Here is a 19,896-nt window from a genome sequence, read left to right on the forward strand (position 1 = left end):
GACGTGCTCAGTAGGACTTGGGCAGGCCCAGCGTGTGGTGCGAGACGTAGTTGAGGATCATCTCCCGGCTGACCGGCGCGATGCGGCCCACGCGCGACGCCGTGAGCATCGAGGCCAGACCGTACCCGGTGGTGAGGCCGTTGCCCCCCAGCGTGTGCACGGCCTGGTCCACCGCCCTGGCGCCCGCCTCCGCCGCGGCGTACTTCGCCATGTTGGCGGCCTCGCCGGCGCCCGCGTCGTCGCCGCTGTCGTAGAGGAAGGCGGCCTTCTGCATCATCAGGCGGGCCAGTTCGAGTTCGATGTGCGCCTGCGCCAGAGGATGGGCGATGGCCTGATGCGCGCCGATGGGCGACTGCCACACCTGCCGCGTACGGGCGTAGCCGACCGCCTTCTCCAACGCGTGGCGGCCCATGCCGATCGAGAAGGCCGCGGTCATCACCCGCTCGGGGTTCAGCCCCGCGAACAGCTGCAGCAGGCCCGCGTCCTCGTCGCCCACCAGGGCCTCGGCCGGCAGTCGCACATCGTCCAGGAAGAGCTGGAACTGCTTCTCCGGTGCGGTCAGTTCCATCTCGATCTGCCGGAACTCGAAGCCCGGAGCCTCGCGCGGCACGATGAACAGGCAGGGCTTCAGCCGGCCCGTACGGGCGTCCTCGGTGCGGCCCACGACGAGCGTGGCGTCGGCGATGTCCACGCCGGACACGAAGACCTTGCGGCCGGTGAGCAGCCAGTCCGATCCGTCGCGGCGCGCGGTGGTGGTCAGCCGGTGCGAGTTGGAGCCCGCGTCCGGCTCCGTGATGCCGAAGGCCATGCGGACGGACCCGTCGGCCAGCCCCGGCAGCCACTGCCGCTTCTGCTCCTCGGTGCCGAAGCGCGCGATCACCGTGCCGCAGATCGCGGGGGAGACGATGAGCAGCAGCAGCGGGCAGCCCGCCGCGCCCAGTTCCTCCAGGACGATGGCCAGTTCGGCCAGTCCCCCGCCCCCGCCGCCGTACTCCTCGGGCAGGTTGACGCCCAGGTAGCCGAGGGCGCCCGCCTCCTGCCACAGCTCGTCGGTGTGCTTGCCCTCCCGGGCCGCCGCGGCGAAGTAGCCGCGCCCATAGCGGCGGCCGAGGTCGGAGACGGCCTTGCGCAGGGCGCGCCGTTCCTCGCTCTCCACAAGGGCGTTGTCAAAGGTGCCTGTCGGTCCGTTCGCAGCGGCGATCCCGCTCATGCCGAGCCCTCCTCCTGAACGACGGCGAGTACGGTCCCGACGTCGACCTGGCGGCCGACCTCGGCGTGCAGTGCGGTGAGCACGCCGTCCGCCGGGGCGGCGACACGGTGCTCCATCTTCATGGCCTCCAGCCACAGCAGCGGCCGGCCGGCCTCCACCTTGTCGCCGACGGCCACGTCCGCGATCCGGACCACGGTGCCCGGCATCGGCGCCAGCAGGGAGCCGGGCGCGATCCTGTCCACCGGATCGGGGAAGCGCGGCAGCGCGGTGAAACGGTGCGCGCCCAGCGGGCCGTCGACGTCGACCTCGTCCCCGTACACGGCGACCTCGAAGGTGCGGCGGATGCCGGAGACCTCCAGCACGACCTCACCCGCGGCCGCGGACAGCAGCCGCACGTCCGGGTGCCCCTCGGCGGTCAGACCGCCGCGTCCGAGCCGGTAGCGGACCTCGTGCTCCGTCCCGTCGGGCTCGGCGCGGTACGTCTTGCGCTGCGGCGCCGAGGGCACGTTGCGCCAGCCGCCCAGGGCGTGCCGCCCGGAGGCGTCGGCCAGGGCGGCGGCCAGCGCGGCCAGCCGTACGGTGCCGGGGTCCCCGGGGGCGGCCGGCCCGAGCCGGCCGAGGAAGGCCGTGGACAGCCGCCCGGCCACGAAGTCCGGGTCGCGCAGCACGCGCACCAGCAGGTCGCGGTTGGTCACCAGACCGTGCACGCGGGCCCGTTCCAGGGCGCCCGCGAGCTGCCGCAGGGCCCGTTCGCGGGTCGGGGCGTGCACGATCACCTTGGCGAGCATCGCGTCGTAGTGCACGCCGACCCGGTCCCCGTCGGTGAAGCCCGCGTCCACGCGCAGACCGGGCATCGCGGGCAGCCGGAAACGGCGCAGGACGCCCGTCTGCGGCTGCCAGTCGCGCGCCGGGTCCTCCGCGTACAGGCGGGCCTCCACGGCGTGCCCGGAGGGCCGCGGGGGAGCGGCCGGCAGCCGGCCGCCCTCGGCGACGTCCAGTTGCAGGGCGACCAGGTCGATGCCGAAGACGGCCTCGGTCACCGGATGCTCCACCTGGAGGCGGGTGTTCATCTCCAGGAAGTACGGGCGGCCGTCCGCCGACACCAGGAACTCCACGGTCCCCGCGCCGGTGTAGCCGATGGCCCGGGCCGCCGCCTGCGCGGCCTCGTGCAGGGTGCGGCGCAGGTCGTCGCCGACACCGGGGGCCGGGGTCTCCTCGATCACCTTCTGGTGGCGGCGCTGCACCGAGCAGTCGCGCTCGCCCAGCGTCCACACCGTGCCGTGCCCGTCCGCCAGCACCTGGACCTCGATGTGGCGGCCGTCCTCGACGTACGGCTCCAGAAAGACCTCGTCGTCGCCGAAGGCGGACAGTGCCTCCGCCCGGGCGGCGGCCATCTCCTCCTCCAGGGCGGCCGCTTCGCGCACCACGCGCATGCCGCGTCCGCCGCCCCCGGCGGCCGCCTTGACCAGGACCGGCAGGTCGTCGGGACCGGCCTCCAGCACCGGGACACCGGCCGCGGCCATCAGGCGCTTGGCGCGGGTCTTCGAGCCCATCGCCTCGATGGCCTCCGGCGGCGGGCCGATCCAGGTGAGGCCCGCGGCGATCACGGCCCGTGCGAACTCGGCGTTCTCCGACAGGAATCCGTAGCCGGGGTGCACGGCGTCCGCGCCGGCCGCCAGGGCGGCCTTCACGATCAGGTCGCCGCGCAGATAGGTGTCGGCCGGGGCGTCGCCCGGCAGGCGCACCGCGGCGTCGGCCTCCCGGACGTGCGCCGCCCCCGAGTCCGCGTCCGAGTGCACGGCGACCGTGGCGATGCCCAGGTCGCGGCAGGTGCGGAAGACGCGGCGGGCGATCTCGCCGCGATTGGCCACCAGCACTGATGCGATCACGGTCACGCTGCCCCTCACATCCGGAAGACGCCGAAGCCGCCGCGCGCGCCCTCGACCGGTGCGCTGTGGATCGCCGACAGGCACACGCCGAGCACCGTGCGCGTGTCGCGCGGGTCGATCACCCCGTCGTCGTACAGCCGCCCCGACAGGAACATCGGCAGGGACTCGGACTCGATCTGCTGCTCCACCATGGCGCGCAGGCCCGCGTCGGCCTCCTCGTCGAAGGGCAGGCCCCTGGCCGCCGCCGACTGCCGCGCCACGATCGACAGCACGCCGGCGAGCTGCTGCGGGCCCATGACGGCGGACTTGGCGCTGGGCCAGGCGAACAGGAAGCGCGGGTCGTAGGCGCGGCCGCACATCCCGTAGTGCCCCGCGCCGTAACTGGCGCCCATCAGCACCGAGATGTGGGGGACACGGGAGTTGGACACCGCGTTGATCATCATGGCGCCGTGCTTGATGATGCCGCCCTGCTCGTACTCGCGGCCCACCATGTAGCCGGTCGTGTTGTGCAGGAACAGCAGCGGAATGTCGCGCTGGTTGGCCAGCTGGATGAACTGCGCGGCCTTCTGCGACTCAGCGCTGAACAGCACCCCTTGTGCGTTGGCGAGGATGCCGACGGGATAGCCGTGCACCTGGGCCCAGCCGGTGACCAGGCTCGTCCCGTACAGCGGCTTGAACTCGTCGAACCGCGAGCCGTCGACGACACGGGCGACGACCTCGCGCGGGTCGAAGGGGGTCTTCAGGTCGCCGGGGACGATGTCCAGCAGTTCGTCCTCGTCGTGGAGCGGCGGGTCGTAGACGGCGGCCGGGGCGGGGCCTTGCTTGCGCCATCCCAGCCGGGCCACCACGCGGCGGGCGGTGCGCAGCGCGTCCGGCTCGTCCTGGGCGAAGTAGTCGGCCAGGCCGGAGACACGGGCGTGCATGTCGGCGCCGCCCAGCGACTCGTCGTCGCTCTCCTCGCCGGTCGCCATCCTCACCAGCGGCGGCCCGCCGAGGAACACCTTGGAGCGCTCCTTGACCATGACGACGTGGTCGGACATGCCGGGCACATAGGCGCCGCCCGCGGTCGAGTTGCCGAAGACGACCGCCACGGTGGGGATGCCCGCCGCCGACAGCCGGGTCAGGTCGCGGAAGAGCGCGCCGCCCGGGATGAAGATCTCCTTCTGGCTGGGCAGGTCCGCGCCGCCCGACTCCACCAGGTTGACCAGCGGCAGGCGGTTGGCGAGCGCGATCTCATTGGCCCGCAGCGCCTTCTTCAGCGTCCACGGATTGCTGGCGCCGCCGCGCACGGTCGGGTCGTTGGCCGTGATCACGCACTCGGTGCCCTCGACGACCCCGATGCCGGTGACCAGGGAGGCGCCGACCGGGTAGTCGCTGCCCCAGGCCGCCAGCGGTGACAGCTCCAGGAACGGCGTGTCCGGGTCGAGCAGGAGTTCCACCCGCTCGCGGGCGGTCAGCTTGCCCCGGCCGCGGTGCCGTTCCACGTACTTCGGGCCGCCGCCGGCGAGCGCCTTGTCGTGTTCGGCCTCGATCCCGGCGAGCCGCTCCAGCATGACCGCGCGGTTGTCCCCGCTCATGCGGTGGCCCCCTGTCCCGGCTTGTCCCGCTCTCCCGGCAATCCCTGCTCTCCCGGCTTGCGCCCCTCTCCGGGCGGCCCCGCGAAGGCCTGCGCGATGTCCAGCCAGCGGCCGGCGTCGGCACCCTCTGCGCGCAGCGCCAGGTCGTCGCGGTGCCGGCGCCGCGTGGCCAGCAGGCACAGGTCGAGGGCGGGGCCCGTCACGCGCTGGGCGGCGTCCTGCGGCCCGTACGTCCACAAGGTGCCGTCCGGGGCGGTCAGCTCCACCCGGAACTCCTCGGCGGGCGGGGTGAGCCCGTTGACGGCGTAGGCGTAGTCCCGGGCCCGTACGGCAATCCGGGCGACGTGCCGCAGCCGCGCTGTCGGCTCCCGCCGCACCCCGAGGGCGTCCGCCACGTCCTCGCCGTGCGCCCAGCTCTCCATGAGCCGGGCCGAGCCCATCGAGGCGACTCCCATGGGCGGCCCGAACCAGGGCAGGCGCGCGCCTTCCGGCTGTGCCCGCAGGGCCTCCTGGAGGGCGCTCCGGCCGGCGCGCCAGCGCTCCAGGAGCTCGGCGGGCGGCAGGGCCGCGCCCTGCTCCGCGCCCTCGTCGACGAAGGTGGCGATCGCGGCCACGGCCTTCTCGACCTCGGTCCGGAAGCCGGCCGGGTCCGTCGCGGCGAGCAGCGCCTGCCGGTCCGTCCAGGCCAGGTGCGCGATCTGATGGGCGATCGTCCAGCCGGGGGCGGGCGTGGGCAAGGCCCAGGCGGGCGCCTCCAGCGGGGCCACGAGGGCGTCCAGACCCTCGCTCTCGTCCCGCAGATCGTCCAGTACGGGCGTGGGGTCGGACACGTGTCCCCCTGGTTGACGCAGCGTCAGCGGTGCCGTGCGCGTCACAGGCTGGCACCGCCCGGGGAAACAATCAAGCGTGCTTGCATGATTTTCGGACCGGGGCGGCCGAAAAGCCCCGGGGCCGCCCCGCGCGACGCGGAGCGGCCCCGGAAAGCGCGGACGCCGGCTACCCGCGGGCGGCCCGCCGCGCCAGCAGCGCGTCCCTGCGCTCCTCGAACTTGCGGGCCTGGCAGTCCAGCTCGCCCATGAAGAAGCCCAGTTCCTCCTGCGCCTTCAGGCCCTCCGGACCCAGCCCCGCGACCTCCAGCACCTTCAGGTGCCGCAGCACCGGCTGCAGGACGTCGTCGTGGTGGATGCGCAGGTTGTAGACGCCGCCGATCGCTATCCGCGCCGCCGACCGCTCGAAGCCGGGCATGCCGTGGCCCGGCATCCGGAAGCCGACCACCACGTCGCGGATCGCCCCCATCGCCTGGTCCGGCGCCAACTGCAGCGAGGCCGCGAGCAGGTTGCGGTAGAAGACCATGTGCAGGTTCTCGTCCGTCGCGATGCGCGCCAGCATGCGTTCGCACATCGGGTCACCGGACTCCCGGCCGGTGTTGCGGTGCGAGATGCGCGTGGCCAGCTCCTGGAAGGCGACGTACGCGACCGAGTGCAGCATGCTGTGGGAGTTGTCGGACTCGAAGCCCTCCGACATGTGCTGCATGCGCAGCCGCTCCAGCTGAACCGGGTCCACGGCGCGGGTCGTCAGCAGGTAGTCGCGCATGACGATCGCGTGCCGGCCCTCCTCGGCGGTCCACCGGTGCACCCAGGTGCCCCAGGCGCCCTCACGGCCGAAGAGCGTGGCGATCTCGTGGTGGTAGCTCGGCAGGTTGTCCTCGGTCAGCAGATTGACCACCAGCGATATCCGGCCGATCTCGGTGACCTTCGACTGTTCCGGCTCCCAGGCCTCGCCGCCCATGATCCCGTCGAAGTCCCGGCCCTGACTCCACGGCACGTACTCGTGGGGCATCCATTCCTTGGCCGCCTTCAGATGCCGGTTCAGCTCGGTCTCGACGACCTCTTCCAGGGCGTAGAGCAGCCGGGTGTCACTCCACACGTCCGATCCGGTGTTCTGGGACGGGGCAATGGTCACGCTGTGCTCCTGGCGGTTGGCTGAGGGTACCTACGGAATCGTAAGTTACGAAACCGTAGGTTACGTTCAGCCCGCATGGCAACCCGTCCTACGTGTCCAACCCCCGAACCCGCACTGAGAGGCAGGTCACGCAGCCCTCGAGCTTTTCGAACTCGCCGATGTCGACGAGTACGGGCGTATAGCCCATTGCGGCGAAAATCTCCGCGCTGCGCGGCGCGCTAGCCGCCATCAGCAGCTTCCCGTCTCCCAGAAGCACCACGTGGGAGCCCGATTCCTCCGGCACCGGAAGGAATCGGGGGAACGACCCGGGCGTGTCGACCAGCGGCGGGTGGCCGACGACCGTGCCGTCCGGGAGCGCGGTGACGGCCGATTTCAGATGCAGCACCTTGGTGACGGGCACGGCCACCACCCGCGCCCCCAGCGGCTCGAACGCCGCGCGCAGTTGGCGCACGCCTTCGGCGTTCGTGCGGCCTCCGGTGCCCACGTAGACCGTGTCGCCCGTCTTGAGTACGTCGCCGCCCTCCAAGGTGCCCGGCGCCCGCACCGTGCGGACGGACATCCCGAGCCCGGCCACGACCGCCTCGGCCGCCGGCGTCTCGGGGCGGCGCGGCAGCGCGCCCGGCCGTGCGATGAGCGCCGCGCCGCGGAACACCACCATGGTGTCCTCGACGAACACCCCGTCCGGGCACGCGTCCGCCGGCGGGACCTCGACCGTCTCCCACCCATGCGCGCGCAGCGCCGCCACGTACCCCTCCCACTGGCGCAGGGCCAGCGCGACGTCCACCGGCGACCTCTCCAGGTGCGTCACGATCCCCTCCGCCAGACGCGGACCCGGACGCCGGACAAGTGCCTTGCGGCTCGGCATGACGTGCTCTCCCCTCACGGCGGCAACGGCTTGCGGAAGGTGATGCTCCCTCACCCCGCCCCGTTCGCCCAGGGCGCGCGGGACGGCCGTGCCGGGCTGCCGCCGCCCCTGGCGCGGGCCGGCCGGGGCGGACGGGCGGGGCGATACCATCGGCGGTCTGATGAGTGCCACTCTTGTCGTCAAAGATCTCGCCGCAGGCCATGGGGACCGCGTCCTCTTCTCGGGCCTGGACCTCGTCGTCGCGCCCGGCGACGTGATCGGACTGGTCGGTGCCAATGGCGCCGGCAAGTCGACCTTGCTGCGTCTGCTGGCGGGGCTGAGCGCGCCCGAGGAGGGGCAGTTGCGGCTCAGCCCGCCGAACGCCTCCGTGGGCCACCTGCCACAGGAGCCCGAACGGCGGGCGGACGAGTCCGTGCGGGCGTTCCTCGCGCGCCGTACCGGTGTCGCCGCCGCGCAGGAGGCGCTGGACGCCGCGACGCAGGCGCTGATGGACGAGGCGCCCGGTTCGGACGACGCCTACGCGGACGGTCTGGAGCGCTGGCTGGCGCTCGGCGGCGCGGATCTGGACGAGCGGGCCGAGGAGGTGGCCGCCTCACTGGGCCTGACCGTCGGCCTCGACCTGCCGATGACGGCGCTCTCCGGCGGCCAGGCCGCCCGCGCGGGTCTCGCCTCGCTCCTGCTGAGCCGCTACGACGTCTTCCTGCTCGACGAGCCCACCAACGACCTCGACCTGGACGGCCTGGAGCGCCTGGAGGCGTTCGTCACCGGCCTCAAGGCCGGCACGGTCGTGGTCAGCCACGACCGTGAGTTCCTGGCCCGCACCGTCAACCGCGTGGTCGAACTCGACCTCGCCCAGCAGCAGGTCAACACCTATGGCGGCGGATACGCCGCCTACCTGGAGGAGCGCGAGACCGCCCGTCGGCACGCCCGTGAGGAGTACGAGGAGTACGCCGACACCAAGGCGAGCCTGGAGGCCCGCGGGCGCATGCAGCGCAACTGGATGGAGCACGGCGTCCGCAACGCCCGGCGCAAGGCGACGGACAACGACAAGATCAGCCGCAAGCTGCGCACGGAGTCCACGGAGAAGCAGGCCGCCAAGGCGCGGCAGACCCAGCGCATGATCGAGCGCCTGGAGGTGGTCGACGAGCCCCGCAAGGAGTGGGAGCTGCGCATGGAGATCGCCGCCGCCCCTCGCGCCGGGGCGGTCGTGGCCACGCTGCGCGGCGCCGAGGTGCGGCGCGGCGACTTCACCCTCGGCCCGGTCGACCTCCAGATCGACTGGGCGGATCGCGTCGCCATCACCGGTGCCAACGGCTCCGGCAAGTCGACGCTGCTGGCCGCGCTCCTCGGCCGGCTGCCGCTGGACGCCGGAGCGGCCTCCCTCGGCCCCGGCGTCGTCGTCGGCGAGGTCGACCAGGCGCGCAAGCTCTTCCACGGCGGCGAGGCCCTGCTGGACGCGTTCGGCTCCGAGGTGCCCGACATGGCGCCGGCCGATGTGCGCACGCTGCTCGCCAAGTTCGGTCTGAAGGCCGCCCACGTCATGCGCCCGGCCGCCACGCTCTCCCCGGGCGAGCGCACCCGGGCCGCCCTCGCGCTCCTCCAGGGCCGCGGCGTCAACCTCCTCGTCCTGGACGAGCCCACCAACCACCTGGACCTGCCCGCCATCGAGCAGCTGGAGTCGGCGCTCGCCACGTACAACGGCACCCTGCTGCTGGTCACCCACGACCGCCGGATGCTGGAGGCCGTGCACACCACGCGCCGCGTCCAGGTCGAGGCCGGACGGATCACGGAGCACTGACCCCGCGTCGCTGCCGCGTTCCGAGCACCCTCCCGTGGGAAGATCACGGAATCGGGCGAGGTTGAATGGACACTCTGTGTTCCCTGACCCGTCCCCCGACGAGGAGTTCGAAACGTGAGCATCTACGACATTCCGCTGCGCACGCTCTCCGGTGAGCCCGCGTCCCTCGCCGACCACGAGGGCAAGGCGCTGCTGATCGTCAACGTCGCCTCCAAGTGCGGGCTGACCCCGCAGTACGAGGGTCTGGAGCGTCTGCAGAAGCGTTACGCCGACCGCGGCTTCAGCGTGCTGGGCTTCCCCAGCAACCAGTTCGCCGGTCAGGAGCCGGGCACCGCCGAGGAGATCGCGACCTTCTGCTCCGCGACCTACGGCGTGAGCTTCCCGCTCTTCGAGAAGACGGACGTCAACGGCGAGGACCGGCACCCGCTCTACACGGCGCTGACGGAGACCGCCGACGCCGAGGGCGCGGCCGGCGACGTCCAGTGGAACTTCGAGAAGTTCCTGATCAGCGCGGACGGCCAGGTCGTCGGCCGGTTCCGTCCGCGCACCGAGCCCGAGGCCGACGAGGTCGTGGGCGCGATCGAGGCGCACCTCCCGCGTTGACCACGGACCGCGTCGTACGACTCGTGGTGGCGAGTTCCGCCGTGCTGGCCGCCGTGGCCGGCACGGCGGGCGCGGGTACGACCGCGCCCGGGAGCTCGCCCGTGGCCGCGGCGCCGGCACCGCCCGTGCCGCCGCTCCCGGCCGACATGGTGGACACCGGCGGCGGCAGCCAGCTCATCACCGCCGTCGCGCCGGACACCGGGTCCACCACGGGCACGGTCACCTGGTGGGACCTGCGCGACGGCGTCTGGAGGGCCGCGGGCTCCGCGCCCGCCCGCTTCGGCGCGGCCGGTCTCGTCGAGGGCGAGGAGCGCGCCCAGAGCACCTGGACCACCCCCACCGGTCTGTACGACCTGCCCTACGCGTTCGGCATCAAGGCCGCGCCCAAGGGCACCCGCATGCCCTACCGCCCCGTCACCCCGGAGTCGTACTGGTGCCAGGACAACGCCTCCTGGTCCTACAACCGCTGGGTCGAGCCGCTGCCGCCCGACTGCGCCGCCTCCGAGTCCGAGCACCTGATCAGGTACCGCAAGCCCTACGTCCACGCCTTCGTCATCGGCTTCAACTACGACGAGCCGGAGCAGGAGCGCGGCGCCGGCATCTTCCTGCACGCCAACGGCCCGGGCCCCACCGCGGGTTGCGTCTCCGTCCCCGTCGGGGCCATGCGCCGCCTGCTCGTCTGGGCCGATCCGGACCGCGACCCGCACATCGCGATCGGCACGAAGTCCGGCGAGACCGCGGTCACCGGCTACTAGCCGGGACATCCCAGAAGTCGTTCCGCCGGCGTCCTCTGCCGACATTTGCCTAAAGGATTTAGGTAAATGCATACTCGTTTCAGGCAAACGAGGAGATGGTCATGGCGCCACGCGCAGGACTCACCACCACCCGCCTGGTCCGGGCAGGGGCGGAACTGGCCGACGAGGCCGGCTTTGAGCACGTGACGCTCTCGGCACTCGCCAGGCGGTTCGACGTCAAGGTCGCGAGCCTGTACGCGCATCTGAAGAACTCCCACGACCTCAAGACGGGGATCGCCCTGCTCGCGCTGGAGGAACTCGCCGACCGGGCCGCCGACGCCCTGGCCGGACGGTCCGGCAAGGACGCGCTCGCCGCCTTCGCGAACGTCTACCGCGACTACGCCCGGGAGCATCCCGGGCGCTACGCGGCGGCTCAGTTCCGGCTCGACCCGCAGACGGCGGCGGCCAGCGCGGGGGTCCGGCACGCACAGATGACGCGGGCGATCCTGCGCGGCTACGACCTGGCCGAGCCGGACCGGACGCACGCGGTCCGGCTGCTCGGCAGCGTCTTCCACGGCTACGTCAGCCTCGAAATGGGCGGGGGGTTCAGCCACAGCGCCCCCGACACGCAGGAGACCTGGACACGCGTCGTGGACGCCCTCGACGCCCTGCTGCGGAACTGGCCCGCGCCGTGACGGCGGGCGGACCCGAACCGTCCCGACCGTCCGCACCCCACCGACAAACAGGCCGAACAACAGGCGAGGACATGTACACCGAACAACAGTGGATCACCACCCCCGTCACCGCGGACCTCGTGCGCGGCGCCTTGGAACTGGAGCGCACCGAACGCGGCATACTCCCGCACCGGCTGCCCGCCAGGGCCCGCGCCCAGAACACCGACGGGCAACTGGCCATGGCGGAGGCGCAGCCCGCCGGGGTCCGGCTGGCCTTCCGCAGCCGGGCCACCGCCATCGAACTGGACACGGTGCCCACCAAGCGGGTCTACGCGGGTGCTCCGCCGCGCCCGGACGGCGTTTACGACCTGGTCGTCGACGGCCGTCTCGCCGGCCGGGAGAGCGTCACCGGCGGCAACACCCTGACCATCGACATGACCACCGGGACGTTCGAGCACCGGCCCGGCCCGCCCGGCACCCTCCGCTTCACCGGTCTGCCCGGCGGGGACAAGGACGTCGAGATCTGGCTGCCGCACAACGAGACCACCGAACTGCTCGCGCTGCGCACCGACGCCCCCGTCGAGCCCGCGCCGGACCGGGGCCGCAGGGTGTGGCTGCACCACGGCAGTTCGATCAGCCACGGCTCCGACGCCGCGGGCCCGACCGCCACCTGGCCCGCGCACGCCGCCGCCCTCGGCGGCGTGGACCTGGTCAACCTCGGCTTCGGCGGCAGCGCCCTGCTCGACCCGTTCACCGCCCGCGCCCTGCGCGACACTCCCGCGGACCTGATCAGCGTCAAGATCGGCATCAACCTGGTCAACACCGACCTGATGCGCCTGCGCGCCTTCACCCCGGCCGTCCACGGCTTCCTCGACACCGTCCGCGAGGGCCACCCGACCGCACCGCTCCTGGTGGTCTCGCCCGTCCTGTGCCCCATCCACGAGGACACCCCCGGCCCCACCGCCCTGGACCCCGCCTCCCTCGCCACCGGGCAGCCGCGCTTCCTGGCCACCGGGGACCCGGCGGAGCGCGCGAGCGGCAAGCTGACGCTCACCGTCATCCGCGAGGAGCTGGCCCGGATCGTCCGGCAGCGGTCGGCCGACGACCCGAACCTCCACCACCTCGACGGCCGCGAGCTCTACGGCGCCGACGACTACGCCGAGCTGCCGCTCCCCGACGAGCTGCACCCGGACGCCGCCGCGCACCTGCGCATCGGTGAACGCTTCGCCGGCCGCGCCTTCGCCGCCGACGGCCCCTTCGCCCTCCCCGCCGGCGCTCTGAACAGGACATGACGCGGAAATGACCGGGCGGCGGGGCGAGCGTCACGGACAGCTACGCTGAAGAAGGAAGCATCGGCCGGAACATCCCGGTTCGTACCGTGCCGCCTGCCCGTCAGTGAGGATGCCCGTGCTTGTGAGTGGCCCCGGCCGCGTCGTCCTGCCCTCGTGGCTGGCCCACCCGCTGCGCTGGCAGCGCGGGCCCGTGCCGTGGCCGGCGGTGCTGCGGGGGCTGCTGTCGGCGGGGCCGGTGATGGCCGCCGGGCTGGCGCTGGGATCGGTCGAGTTCGCGGTGCTGGCCGGGTTCGGGACGCTGTTCGCGGGCTTCAACGACCTGCCGGGGACGCGCAGGACCGGCGTCGTGCACATCGGGCTGCCCGTGCTCGTCGGGGCGGTCGGACTGCTCGTCGGGACGGCGACGGCCGACGCGGTCTCGAGCGGGTGGTGGGTGCTGCCCCTGCTGTTCGCCGTCGGCCTGGGGTCGGGTGCCGTGAGCACGGTGGGCCCGGTGTGGTCACGGACCGGGATGCAGACGCTGTGCCTGATGGTGATCGGGACCGGGGTGCCGCTGCCCGGCACGCCCTGGCTCAAGGCGCTGTACTTCCTCGCGGGCGCGGTCTGGCTCCTCCTGCTGCGGCTCGTGCTGCGGCCGCCGCGACCGGTCGGCGGCGCCCTGGCCGGCGAACAGGCGGCCCTGGCCCGCGTCTTCGACGCGCTCGCGGGCGCTTTGGACGTCGTCGGCGGGCCCGGCGCCGAGGCCGCGCGACGGCGGCTCACCGCGGCCCTGGACCGGGGGGACGAGGCCCTGCGGCTGCGCCGCCTCTTCCGGCGGCTGGCCCACCGGCCCGCGCGCCCCGACGAACTGCTCCTCGCCGAGCGCTTCGCGGCGGCCACAGCACTGTGCGAGGCGAGTGCCGCCCTGCTGTGGGAGGCGCGCCCCCTGCCGCCGCAGGTCTCGCAGGGCCCGCGCCGCCTCGCCGCCGCGCTGCGCGGCGGCGAGCCGCCCGGACCGCTCCCCGCGCCCGAGGCGAGCACGCCGGCCCGTTCCGCGTTCGACCGGGCGCTGCTGCACGCCGCCGTGGTCTTCGCCCGCACGGTGCCCGGCGCGACCAGTGCCGAGGAGGTGGCGCCGCTTCCCGCCCCCGGAACCGTCCCCACGGTGCGTCGCCGGGTGCTGGGGCCGGCCGGGCGCGAGTACGGGCTGCGCGTCGCGGTGTGCGTCACGGCGAGTGCCGCAGTGGCCCTGGCCCTGCGGGCGGACCACTGGTACTGGCTGCCGCTCACCGCCGTCTTCCTGGTGAAGCCGGACATCGGGCCGCTGTTCTCCCGCGTCGTCAACCGCTTCGTCGGGACGGCGCTCGGGGTGGTCGTCTTCGCGGGCCTGGCCGCGGTCCTGAGCGGCGGCGTGTGGTGGACGGTGGTCTGCGCCTCGGTCGCGGGCGCGCTGCTGCCCGTCTCCTTCCGGCACTTCGGCCTGCAGACCTCGGTGGTCACCTTGATGGTGCTGGCGTTCGTCTGGGTGGGCGGCGACACCCAGGCGGCCGTCGACCGGCTGCTGGATACCATGACGGCCTGCGCGATCGTGCTCGTCGTCGGCCACCTGCCGGGCTTCACCGACCCCACCGCGCGGGTGGCCCACCTGATGGCCGAGTCGCTGCGGCGCACCCGCGAGTACCTGGCCCATGTCCTCACCGCTCCCGCGGGCGGGCGGCCGGGGGACCGCATGGTGCTGCGCCGGGCCGCCTACAGCACGCTGGCCGAGGCCCGGTCCGCGGCCGAGACCGTCGCGGCGGAACTGCCCTGGGGCCGCGGTCACCGCACCGACTGGTTCCCCGTCGCCGCCGCTTCCGAACGGATCATGGACGCCGCCACCGCCTGCGCGGTCCGCATCGAACAGGGCGCGGAACACCCCTCGCGCGAGGAAGGCGGCGAGGTCGTCCGCGCCCTGGACGCGCTCGCGGACTCCCTGGACGGCCGAACGCCGGCCACCGGATGGCCGGAGCTCACCGGCACCCCCTCCTGCGCCTCCCTCGCCGACGTGGTGACCGAGCTGCGCCATATCCGCGTCGCCGTCGGCGGCCTCACCTTGCGCTCCCGTCCCGCCCGTACCACGTAGCCGCCCGGGCCGAACAGAGCGCCCGCATTCGTCGCGATCAAGCCGGGGGAGAGGCTATGGTCAGGCCAGTCGGCGACACCGGGAGGTTGACGAGGTGGCCGTTTTCCTGCTTGGGGTGGGTGCAGCGTGCTGCCTGGGCTTCGGCTTCGTCCTCCAGCAGCTCGCCGCCCAGCGTGCCCCGCTGTCCAACTTCCTGTCCTTCCGGCTGCTGCTCGATCTCATGCGGATGCCGCAATGGCTGCTCGGCATCTTCCTGATGATCTTCGGTATGGTGCTGAGCGCGCTCGCCCTCACCAAGGGGGAGCTCTCCCTCGTCGAACCCCTCACCACGACGAACCTGCTCTTCGCGATGGCCCTCTCGCGCCATCTGACCGGCCAGAGACTCGGCCGGCACGGCTGGTCGGGCGTGGGCCTGCTCGCGCTCGGCGTCACCGCCTTCATCGCCGCCGGACGGCCCACGGGCGGCGGCCACGTCGGCGGGCCCCTGCGGCACTGGCTGGTCATCGGCATCGTCATGGGCATCGCACTGCTGCTCGTCGCCTGCGCCAGGCGGCTGCGCCCGTCGCCCGAGGCCACCGTCATCGCGCTCGCCGCCGGCCTGCTCTACGGGCTCCAGGACTCCCTCACCCGCACCTCAGGCCAGATCGCCGAGATGGAGGGCATCACGGCCCTCCTGGTGCACTGGCAGCCCTACGCCATCCTCGGCATCGGGCTCACCGGCCTCGTGCTCGTCCAGAGCGCCTTCGAGACCGCTCCCCTGCGCATGTCCCTCCCCGCGCTGACCGCCGCACAGCCCCTCGCGGGCATCGCCTGCGGCGTCGGCTTCCTCGGCGACCGCCTCCGTGTCACCCCGGGCGCCCTCGCCTGGGAAGCGGCGGGCCTGGTCGCCGTCACCCTGGGCGTCGTGCTCCTCGGCCGTCACCCCGCGCTGCCCTGCGCCCAGAGCGTGCGCACGGGCGACCGCCCCGACGCGACGGGCGAGGAGGAGTCGGTCCGCGCGGCCCGGTGACCGCTCCGCTCACGGGGTGAGGAGGCGGGCGACCTCCGCGAGCGGCGGCCAGGACCATTGACCCGCGCGGGCGGCGAGGAAGTGGCGCCGGGTGCCCACCACGGGGTCGACGGGACGGCACACGACGTCGGCGCGCCGCCGCTCGATGCCCGACTCGGCCAGGAGGGCGACACCGAGGCCCGCACCCGCGAGCAGATTGACCAGGTGGAGGCTGTCGACGCGGTGGACGATGCGCGGGGCGAAACCGGCCAGGGCGCACACGCGCTGGACCAGCTCGTCGTCGTCGCTGCCCCGGGAGTTGGTGATCCACCCGGCCTCCGCGAGCCGGCGCAGCCCCGCCGGCGGGACCGGGCCGCCCGGTCCCGGGTCCGAGGGATGGCCCGCGGGGAGCAGCAGGAACATCGGCTGCGTGGCGAGCGGCCGTACCGACAGCCCCCTGGGCACGGTGCGCGGCACGAGGCTGTAGTCGTACACGATGCCGAGGTCGACGTCCCCGGCGAGCAGCAGCTCCAGCGTCTGCTCCGGCTCGTGCTCGTTCAGCTGCACCTCGACGCGCGGGTGCCGCTCGCGCAGCCGCACCAGGGCGGGCATCACGACCGGCTCGACCGCGCTGGCGAAGGTGGCCACCCGCACGCGCCCCACCGGCCCGGGCTCGCCGCGCAGTTCCGCGCGCGCCTCCTCCACCGCGGCCAGGATCCCGATCGCGTGCTCGACCAGGCGTTCACCGGCGGGAGTCAGCCGGACACGGCGGCCGACCGGCGCCAGCAGCCGGGCGCCGACCTCCTGCTCCAGGACCGCGAGGTGCTTGGAGACCGCCGACGTGCCGTACCCCGTGCGCTCGGCGACGGCCGCCATCGTGCCGAGGCGGCTGAGCTCGACCAGCAGGCGCAGCCTGCCGAGGTCGGGGAGCTGGTCCGCGGGCTCGATCATCCACTGATGGTAAACAATCCGTCCACCTATGACGCGTGGACAGAAACAGACGCCGAACGGTGCAATGGGCGGGTGACCGAGCCGCATACCTTTGCAAGCCGCCGCATGCCTGGTGCGGTGCTGATCCTGGCCGCGATGACGGTGCTGCACACCGGCAGCGCCCTGACGACCGAGCTCTTCGACGACGTGGGCCCGGCCGGCACCACCTGGCTTCGCGTCGGCTTCGCGGCGGTGCTGCTGCTGGCGTTCACCGGCCGCTCCCTGTGGCCCGCGCTGCGTGCGGCGCCGCGCCGCGACCTCGTCGCGGTCGTGCTGCTCGGCACCGTCAGCGGCGCGATGATGCTGCTCTTCTCCGAGGCCGCCGACCGCATCCCGCTCGGCACGGCGACCGCTCTGGAGTTCCTGGGCCCACTGGCTGTCGCGGTCGCCTCCCTGCGGCGCCGCCGCGAACTGGCCTGGCTGCTGCTGGCCGCGGCGGGCGTGCTCTGCCTCACCTCGCCCTGGCAGGACGGCGCCGACCTCGCCGGTGTCCTCTTCGGCGTCGCCTCCGGAGCCTGCTGGGCGCTGTACGTGATCGGCACGCAACACGTCGGCAGCCGTTTCTCCGCGGCGCACGGCCTGGCCGTCTCGCTCACCGTCGCCGCCGTCTTCACCGCGCCCTTCGGCGCCCCCGGCGTCGTGTCGGGCGGCACCTGGCAGGTCGTCCTGGCCGTGGCGGGCATCGCCGTGCTGATGCCGCTCGTCCCGTTCCTGCTGGAGATGAAGGCGCTGCAACGGGTCGGCAGGACGGCCTACGGAACACTCGCCGGCATGGAGCCGGCCGTCAGTCTGCTCGCGGCGCTGGTGCTGGTCTCGCAGGTCCCCACGGCCTTGCAGGCCGTGGGGACCGCGCTGGTCGTCGTGGCCGGCGTCGGGGCGGCTCGCGCGGAGCGCGACGTCCTCCCGGTGCCCCCCGCGCGCCCCGAACCTTCGCTGGCGGTTCCCCCGCCCGCCCTCCCGATTGCGAGCGCGGTCAGTGACCGCCAGACAGCACCGTGAGCCTTTGCTGGCGGTCCCCCGGCCCTCCCCCAGCCTTCGGCCGGGAGTACCCCCAGCCCGGCGCGGTAAGTGCGGGCCCTGCGCTGCGTGCGTTGGGGGGGTGCCGCGCCGGGGTCCTCCCCCAGCGGGGGCACCCCGCTCCACCCCCTCCCGGCCGGTTGCGCGACTGACGGCCGGTGGGGGTTCTGTCGGCGGTGACGGTTGCGCCCTTGGACGGCGCTGCGCCAACGGTTGCCCGAGCACGGTGCCGCTTCTACCCCCACCGGGGATCAGGCGCATGACGAAACGGAGGGGGCGGGGTCGTAGGGGTGGGTGTTCTGGACTGTGGAGCATATTTGGGTGCATGACCCGGGGTGATCAGTTGAGGGTGCGTGAGGCACCGAAATGTGCTGTCCAGAATGGCCAGCCCCGGAGGCCCCGCACCCGGCCCCCACGACACGCGCGTCGGGGTGACTGACCGCGCCGGGCACACGGGAGGGCGGGCGGGAAAAGACCCCGCCCAGGGTCAGGCCTTGCCGAAATACCTCTGGGGAAAGCCCCCACCCGCAAGCACGCGCCCCACCACCGCCCCCGCCACCGCGGTAAGCCGCTCGACCCCCTCCGCCCCGAGGCGTTCGTACGGCGCCCGGTCGAGCCGATCGGTCATCACCTCCACCTCGCGGCGCAGTTCCACGCCGCGCCCCGTGAGTTCGCCCTCCGCGTCGAGCAGCCCCCGGTCCCGGAGCCGATCCTGCGCGGCGGCCCAGTCCTCGGGGGACCAGCCCCGGCTGCGCTGGACGAAGCGCGGGTTGAAGCCCTTGCCCGTCGCGGTGTGCGTGACGAGCGCTTCGATCCCGTCGAGCCCGGCGATGGCGAGCGCGGCGAGGTGCCCGTCGCCGCGGTGCTCGCGCAGCAGCGTCGCGGCGTGCCACAGAGCGAGGTGCGGCCGCTCGGGCACCGGGAGTTCCGCGTTGGCGGCGTAGAGGGGGCGGGCCTCGCGGGTGCAGGCCCCGGCGGCGCGCAGGGCGAGGCGGGCGGCTTCCGCGAGGTCGTCCGAGGCGAGCACGTCCGGTCCGAGCAGCCGGGTCAGGACGGCGTCGGCGATGCGCAGCCGCGCGTCGATGACCGCCGCCGGCGAGGCGAGGTCCCAGGCGCGTGGGACGACCGGCGCGATGATCGCGTGGTTGAAGTTGTAGAACGTGGCGGCGACCGTGCCCGCCGTGACCCCGCCGAGCGGCGCGGCACGCCCGGCGAAATAGGCCATGGCGCCGCGCTCCAGCCCGAGCGCCGCGAGCATGTCGTCGTATTCCGGGGCGAAATAGACGACCGAGTGCAGGGGGTTCAGCGCGTTGTGGCAGCGCCGTCCGGCGCGCGGTTCCAGGGCGGTCGCGGTCATGGGCATCAGGTTACCGACCGGTCGGCATGTAATGGCGGACGCCTCCCCGAACCGCTGATTCCGTTGCCGGAGCGAGCAAGGGACGCTGATTCAGTGGTAACGGCACACATCATGTGCCGATATGGCTAGCCTGAACGTTCCCCGACGTCGCGTGTTCCTCTGGAGGACCGCCCATGCCCGCCGCCGACCGCACGCTCCCGGTGACCGAGCGCACCCGCCACCGACGCCTCCGCGAGCAGGGCAGCGTCTCCCGCGACGACCTGGACGCCGTGCTGGGCGCGGGCTTCGTGTGCCATCTGGCCGTCGTCGTCGACGGCACCCCGCTGGCCGTACCGACGGTCTACGGTCACGACGCGCAGGCCGGAACGCTGTACCTGCACGGCTCGGTCGCCAGCCGCAGCCTCGTCCAGGCGCCCGGCGCCGCGGTCTGCGTCACCGTCACCCACGTCGACGGCCTGGTCCTGGCCCGGTCGGTCTTCGAGCACGGCGTCAACTACCGCAGCGCCATGGTCATCGGCGTCCCGCGCCGGGTCACCGACCCGGGGGAGCGGCTGCACGGGCTGCGCGTGCTCACCGAGCAGTGCGCCCCCGGGCAGTGGGACTACGCCCGCCGCCCGGACCGCCGGGAACTCGCGGCCACCGACCTGCTCGCCCTCGCCACCGACGAGGCCTCCGTCAAGATCCGCACCGGCCACCCCGGCGACGGCGACGGCCCCGACGCCGCTCTGCCCGTGTGGGCCGGGGTGGTCCCGCTCGGCGCGACCCGGGGTGCCCCGGTCGCCGACCCCGCGTTGCGCGACGGCATCCCCCTGCCGCCGCACCTGGGCGGCTAGCCGCGG

17 protein-coding genes are annotated in these 19,896 nt (G+C 73.6%); 9 read left to right on the forward strand and 8 right to left on the reverse strand.

Annotated features, from left to right (window positions below):
- Nucleotides 1-7: 7 nt before the first annotated feature.
- From PV364_RS02425 to ddaH, 6 genes are all read right to left on the reverse strand, one after another.
- On the reverse strand, nt 8-1,210 hold the full coding sequence (locus tag PV364_RS02425; RefSeq protein WP_319657892.1) for an acyl-CoA dehydrogenase family protein: 1,203 nt from the start codon (nt 1,208-1,210) through the stop codon (nt 8-10).
- The gene (locus PV364_RS02430; RefSeq protein ID WP_319657893.1) at nt 1,207-3,099 is read right to left on the reverse strand and encodes an acetyl/propionyl/methylcrotonyl-CoA carboxylase subunit alpha; all 1,893 of its coding nucleotides are present in this window, start codon (nt 3,097-3,099) and stop codon (nt 1,207-1,209) included. The genes PV364_RS02425 and PV364_RS02430 overlap by 4 nt, the downstream gene beginning before the upstream one ends.
- 14 nt (nt 3,100-3,113) lie before the next feature.
- Nucleotides 3,114-4,676 (reverse strand): acyl-CoA carboxylase subunit beta, encoded by a 1,563-nt coding sequence (locus PV364_RS02435; protein ID WP_319657894.1) that lies wholly within the window; start codon nt 4,674-4,676, stop codon nt 3,114-3,116.
- The gene (locus tag PV364_RS02440) at nt 4,673-5,506 is read right to left on the reverse strand and encodes a TIGR03084 family metal-binding protein (RefSeq protein ID WP_319657895.1); all 834 of its coding nucleotides are present in this window, start codon (nt 5,504-5,506) and stop codon (nt 4,673-4,675) included. Before PV364_RS02440 ends, PV364_RS02435 begins: the two co-directional genes overlap by 4 nt.
- Nucleotides 5,507-5,672: 166 nt before the next feature.
- Nucleotides 5,673-6,638, reverse strand: a complete 966-nt coding sequence (locus tag PV364_RS02445; protein WP_319657897.1) for an acyl-ACP desaturase — start codon at nt 6,636-6,638, stop codon at nt 5,673-5,675.
- An 88-nt stretch (nt 6,639-6,726) separates the two neighbouring features.
- Complete coding sequence (gene ddaH / locus PV364_RS02450; RefSeq protein WP_319657898.1) at nt 6,727-7,503, reverse strand: dimethylargininase; 777 nt, start codon at nt 7,501-7,503, stop codon at nt 6,727-6,729.
- 160 nt (nt 7,504-7,663) lie between these two features.
- Between ddaH and PV364_RS02455 the strand changes: the two genes are divergently transcribed.
- The 7 genes from PV364_RS02455 to PV364_RS02485 all read left to right on the forward strand — a co-directional run bounded on the left by PV364_RS02455 (nt 7,664) and on the right by PV364_RS02485 (nt 15,714).
- Entirely contained in the window at nt 7,664-9,301 is a 1,638-nt protein-coding gene (locus tag PV364_RS02455) for an ABC-F family ATP-binding cassette domain-containing protein (protein ID WP_319657899.1), read from the forward strand.
- Nucleotides 9,302-9,415: 114 nt separating this feature from the next.
- Nucleotides 9,416-9,904, forward strand: coding sequence for a glutathione peroxidase (locus tag PV364_RS02460; RefSeq protein WP_319657900.1), 489 nt, complete (start codon nt 9,416-9,418; stop codon nt 9,902-9,904).
- A complete protein-coding gene (locus PV364_RS02465; protein WP_319657901.1) occupies nt 9,901-10,659 on the forward strand; it encodes a L,D-transpeptidase family protein in 759 nt (252 codons plus the stop codon). Before PV364_RS02460 ends, PV364_RS02465 begins: the two co-directional genes overlap by 4 nt.
- A gap of 101 nt (nt 10,660-10,760) precedes the next feature.
- Complete coding sequence (locus PV364_RS02470) at nt 10,761-11,333, forward strand: TetR-like C-terminal domain-containing protein (protein WP_319657902.1); 573 nt, start codon at nt 10,761-10,763, stop codon at nt 11,331-11,333.
- Between the two features lie 71 nt (nt 11,334-11,404).
- On the forward strand, nt 11,405-12,604 hold the full coding sequence (locus PV364_RS02475) for a GDSL-type esterase/lipase family protein (protein WP_319657903.1): 1,200 nt from the start codon (nt 11,405-11,407) through the stop codon (nt 12,602-12,604).
- Between the two features lie 109 nt (nt 12,605-12,713).
- Nucleotides 12,714-14,705, forward strand: coding sequence for an FUSC family protein (locus PV364_RS02480; RefSeq protein WP_415924520.1), 1,992 nt, complete (start codon nt 12,714-12,716; stop codon nt 14,703-14,705).
- 94 nt (nt 14,706-14,799) lie between these two features.
- Nucleotides 14,800-15,714, forward strand: a complete 915-nt coding sequence (locus PV364_RS02485; protein ID WP_319657905.1) for a DMT family transporter — start codon at nt 14,800-14,802, stop codon at nt 15,712-15,714.
- Between the two features lie 9 nt (nt 15,715-15,723).
- Here PV364_RS02485 and PV364_RS02490 read toward each other — a convergent pair whose 3' ends face one another.
- Entirely contained in the window at nt 15,724-16,644 is a 921-nt protein-coding gene (locus PV364_RS02490; RefSeq protein ID WP_319657906.1) for a LysR family transcriptional regulator, read from the reverse strand.
- 72 nt (nt 16,645-16,716) lie between these two features.
- Between PV364_RS02490 and PV364_RS02495 the strand changes: the two genes are divergently transcribed.
- The gene (locus tag PV364_RS02495) at nt 16,717-17,682 is read left to right on the forward strand and encodes an EamA family transporter (protein WP_319657907.1); all 966 of its coding nucleotides are present in this window, start codon (nt 16,717-16,719) and stop codon (nt 17,680-17,682) included.
- Nucleotides 17,683-18,187: 505 nt separating this feature from the next.
- Here the strand turns inward: PV364_RS02495 and PV364_RS02500 are convergent.
- Nucleotides 18,188-19,057, reverse strand: a complete 870-nt coding sequence (locus PV364_RS02500; RefSeq protein ID WP_319657908.1) for an SCO6745 family protein — start codon at nt 19,055-19,057, stop codon at nt 18,188-18,190.
- A 173-nt stretch (nt 19,058-19,230) separates the two neighbouring features.
- On the opposite strand from PV364_RS02500, the gene PV364_RS02505 reads away from it, so the two are divergent.
- The gene (locus tag PV364_RS02505) at nt 19,231-19,890 is read left to right on the forward strand and encodes a pyridoxamine 5'-phosphate oxidase family protein (RefSeq protein WP_319657909.1); all 660 of its coding nucleotides are present in this window, start codon (nt 19,231-19,233) and stop codon (nt 19,888-19,890) included.
- Nucleotides 19,891-19,896 lie beyond the last annotated feature (6 nt).

The organism is Streptomyces sp. MI02-7b, from assembly GCF_033793585.1.
Taxonomy (GTDB): domain Bacteria; phylum Actinomycetota; class Actinomycetes; order Streptomycetales; family Streptomycetaceae; genus Actinacidiphila.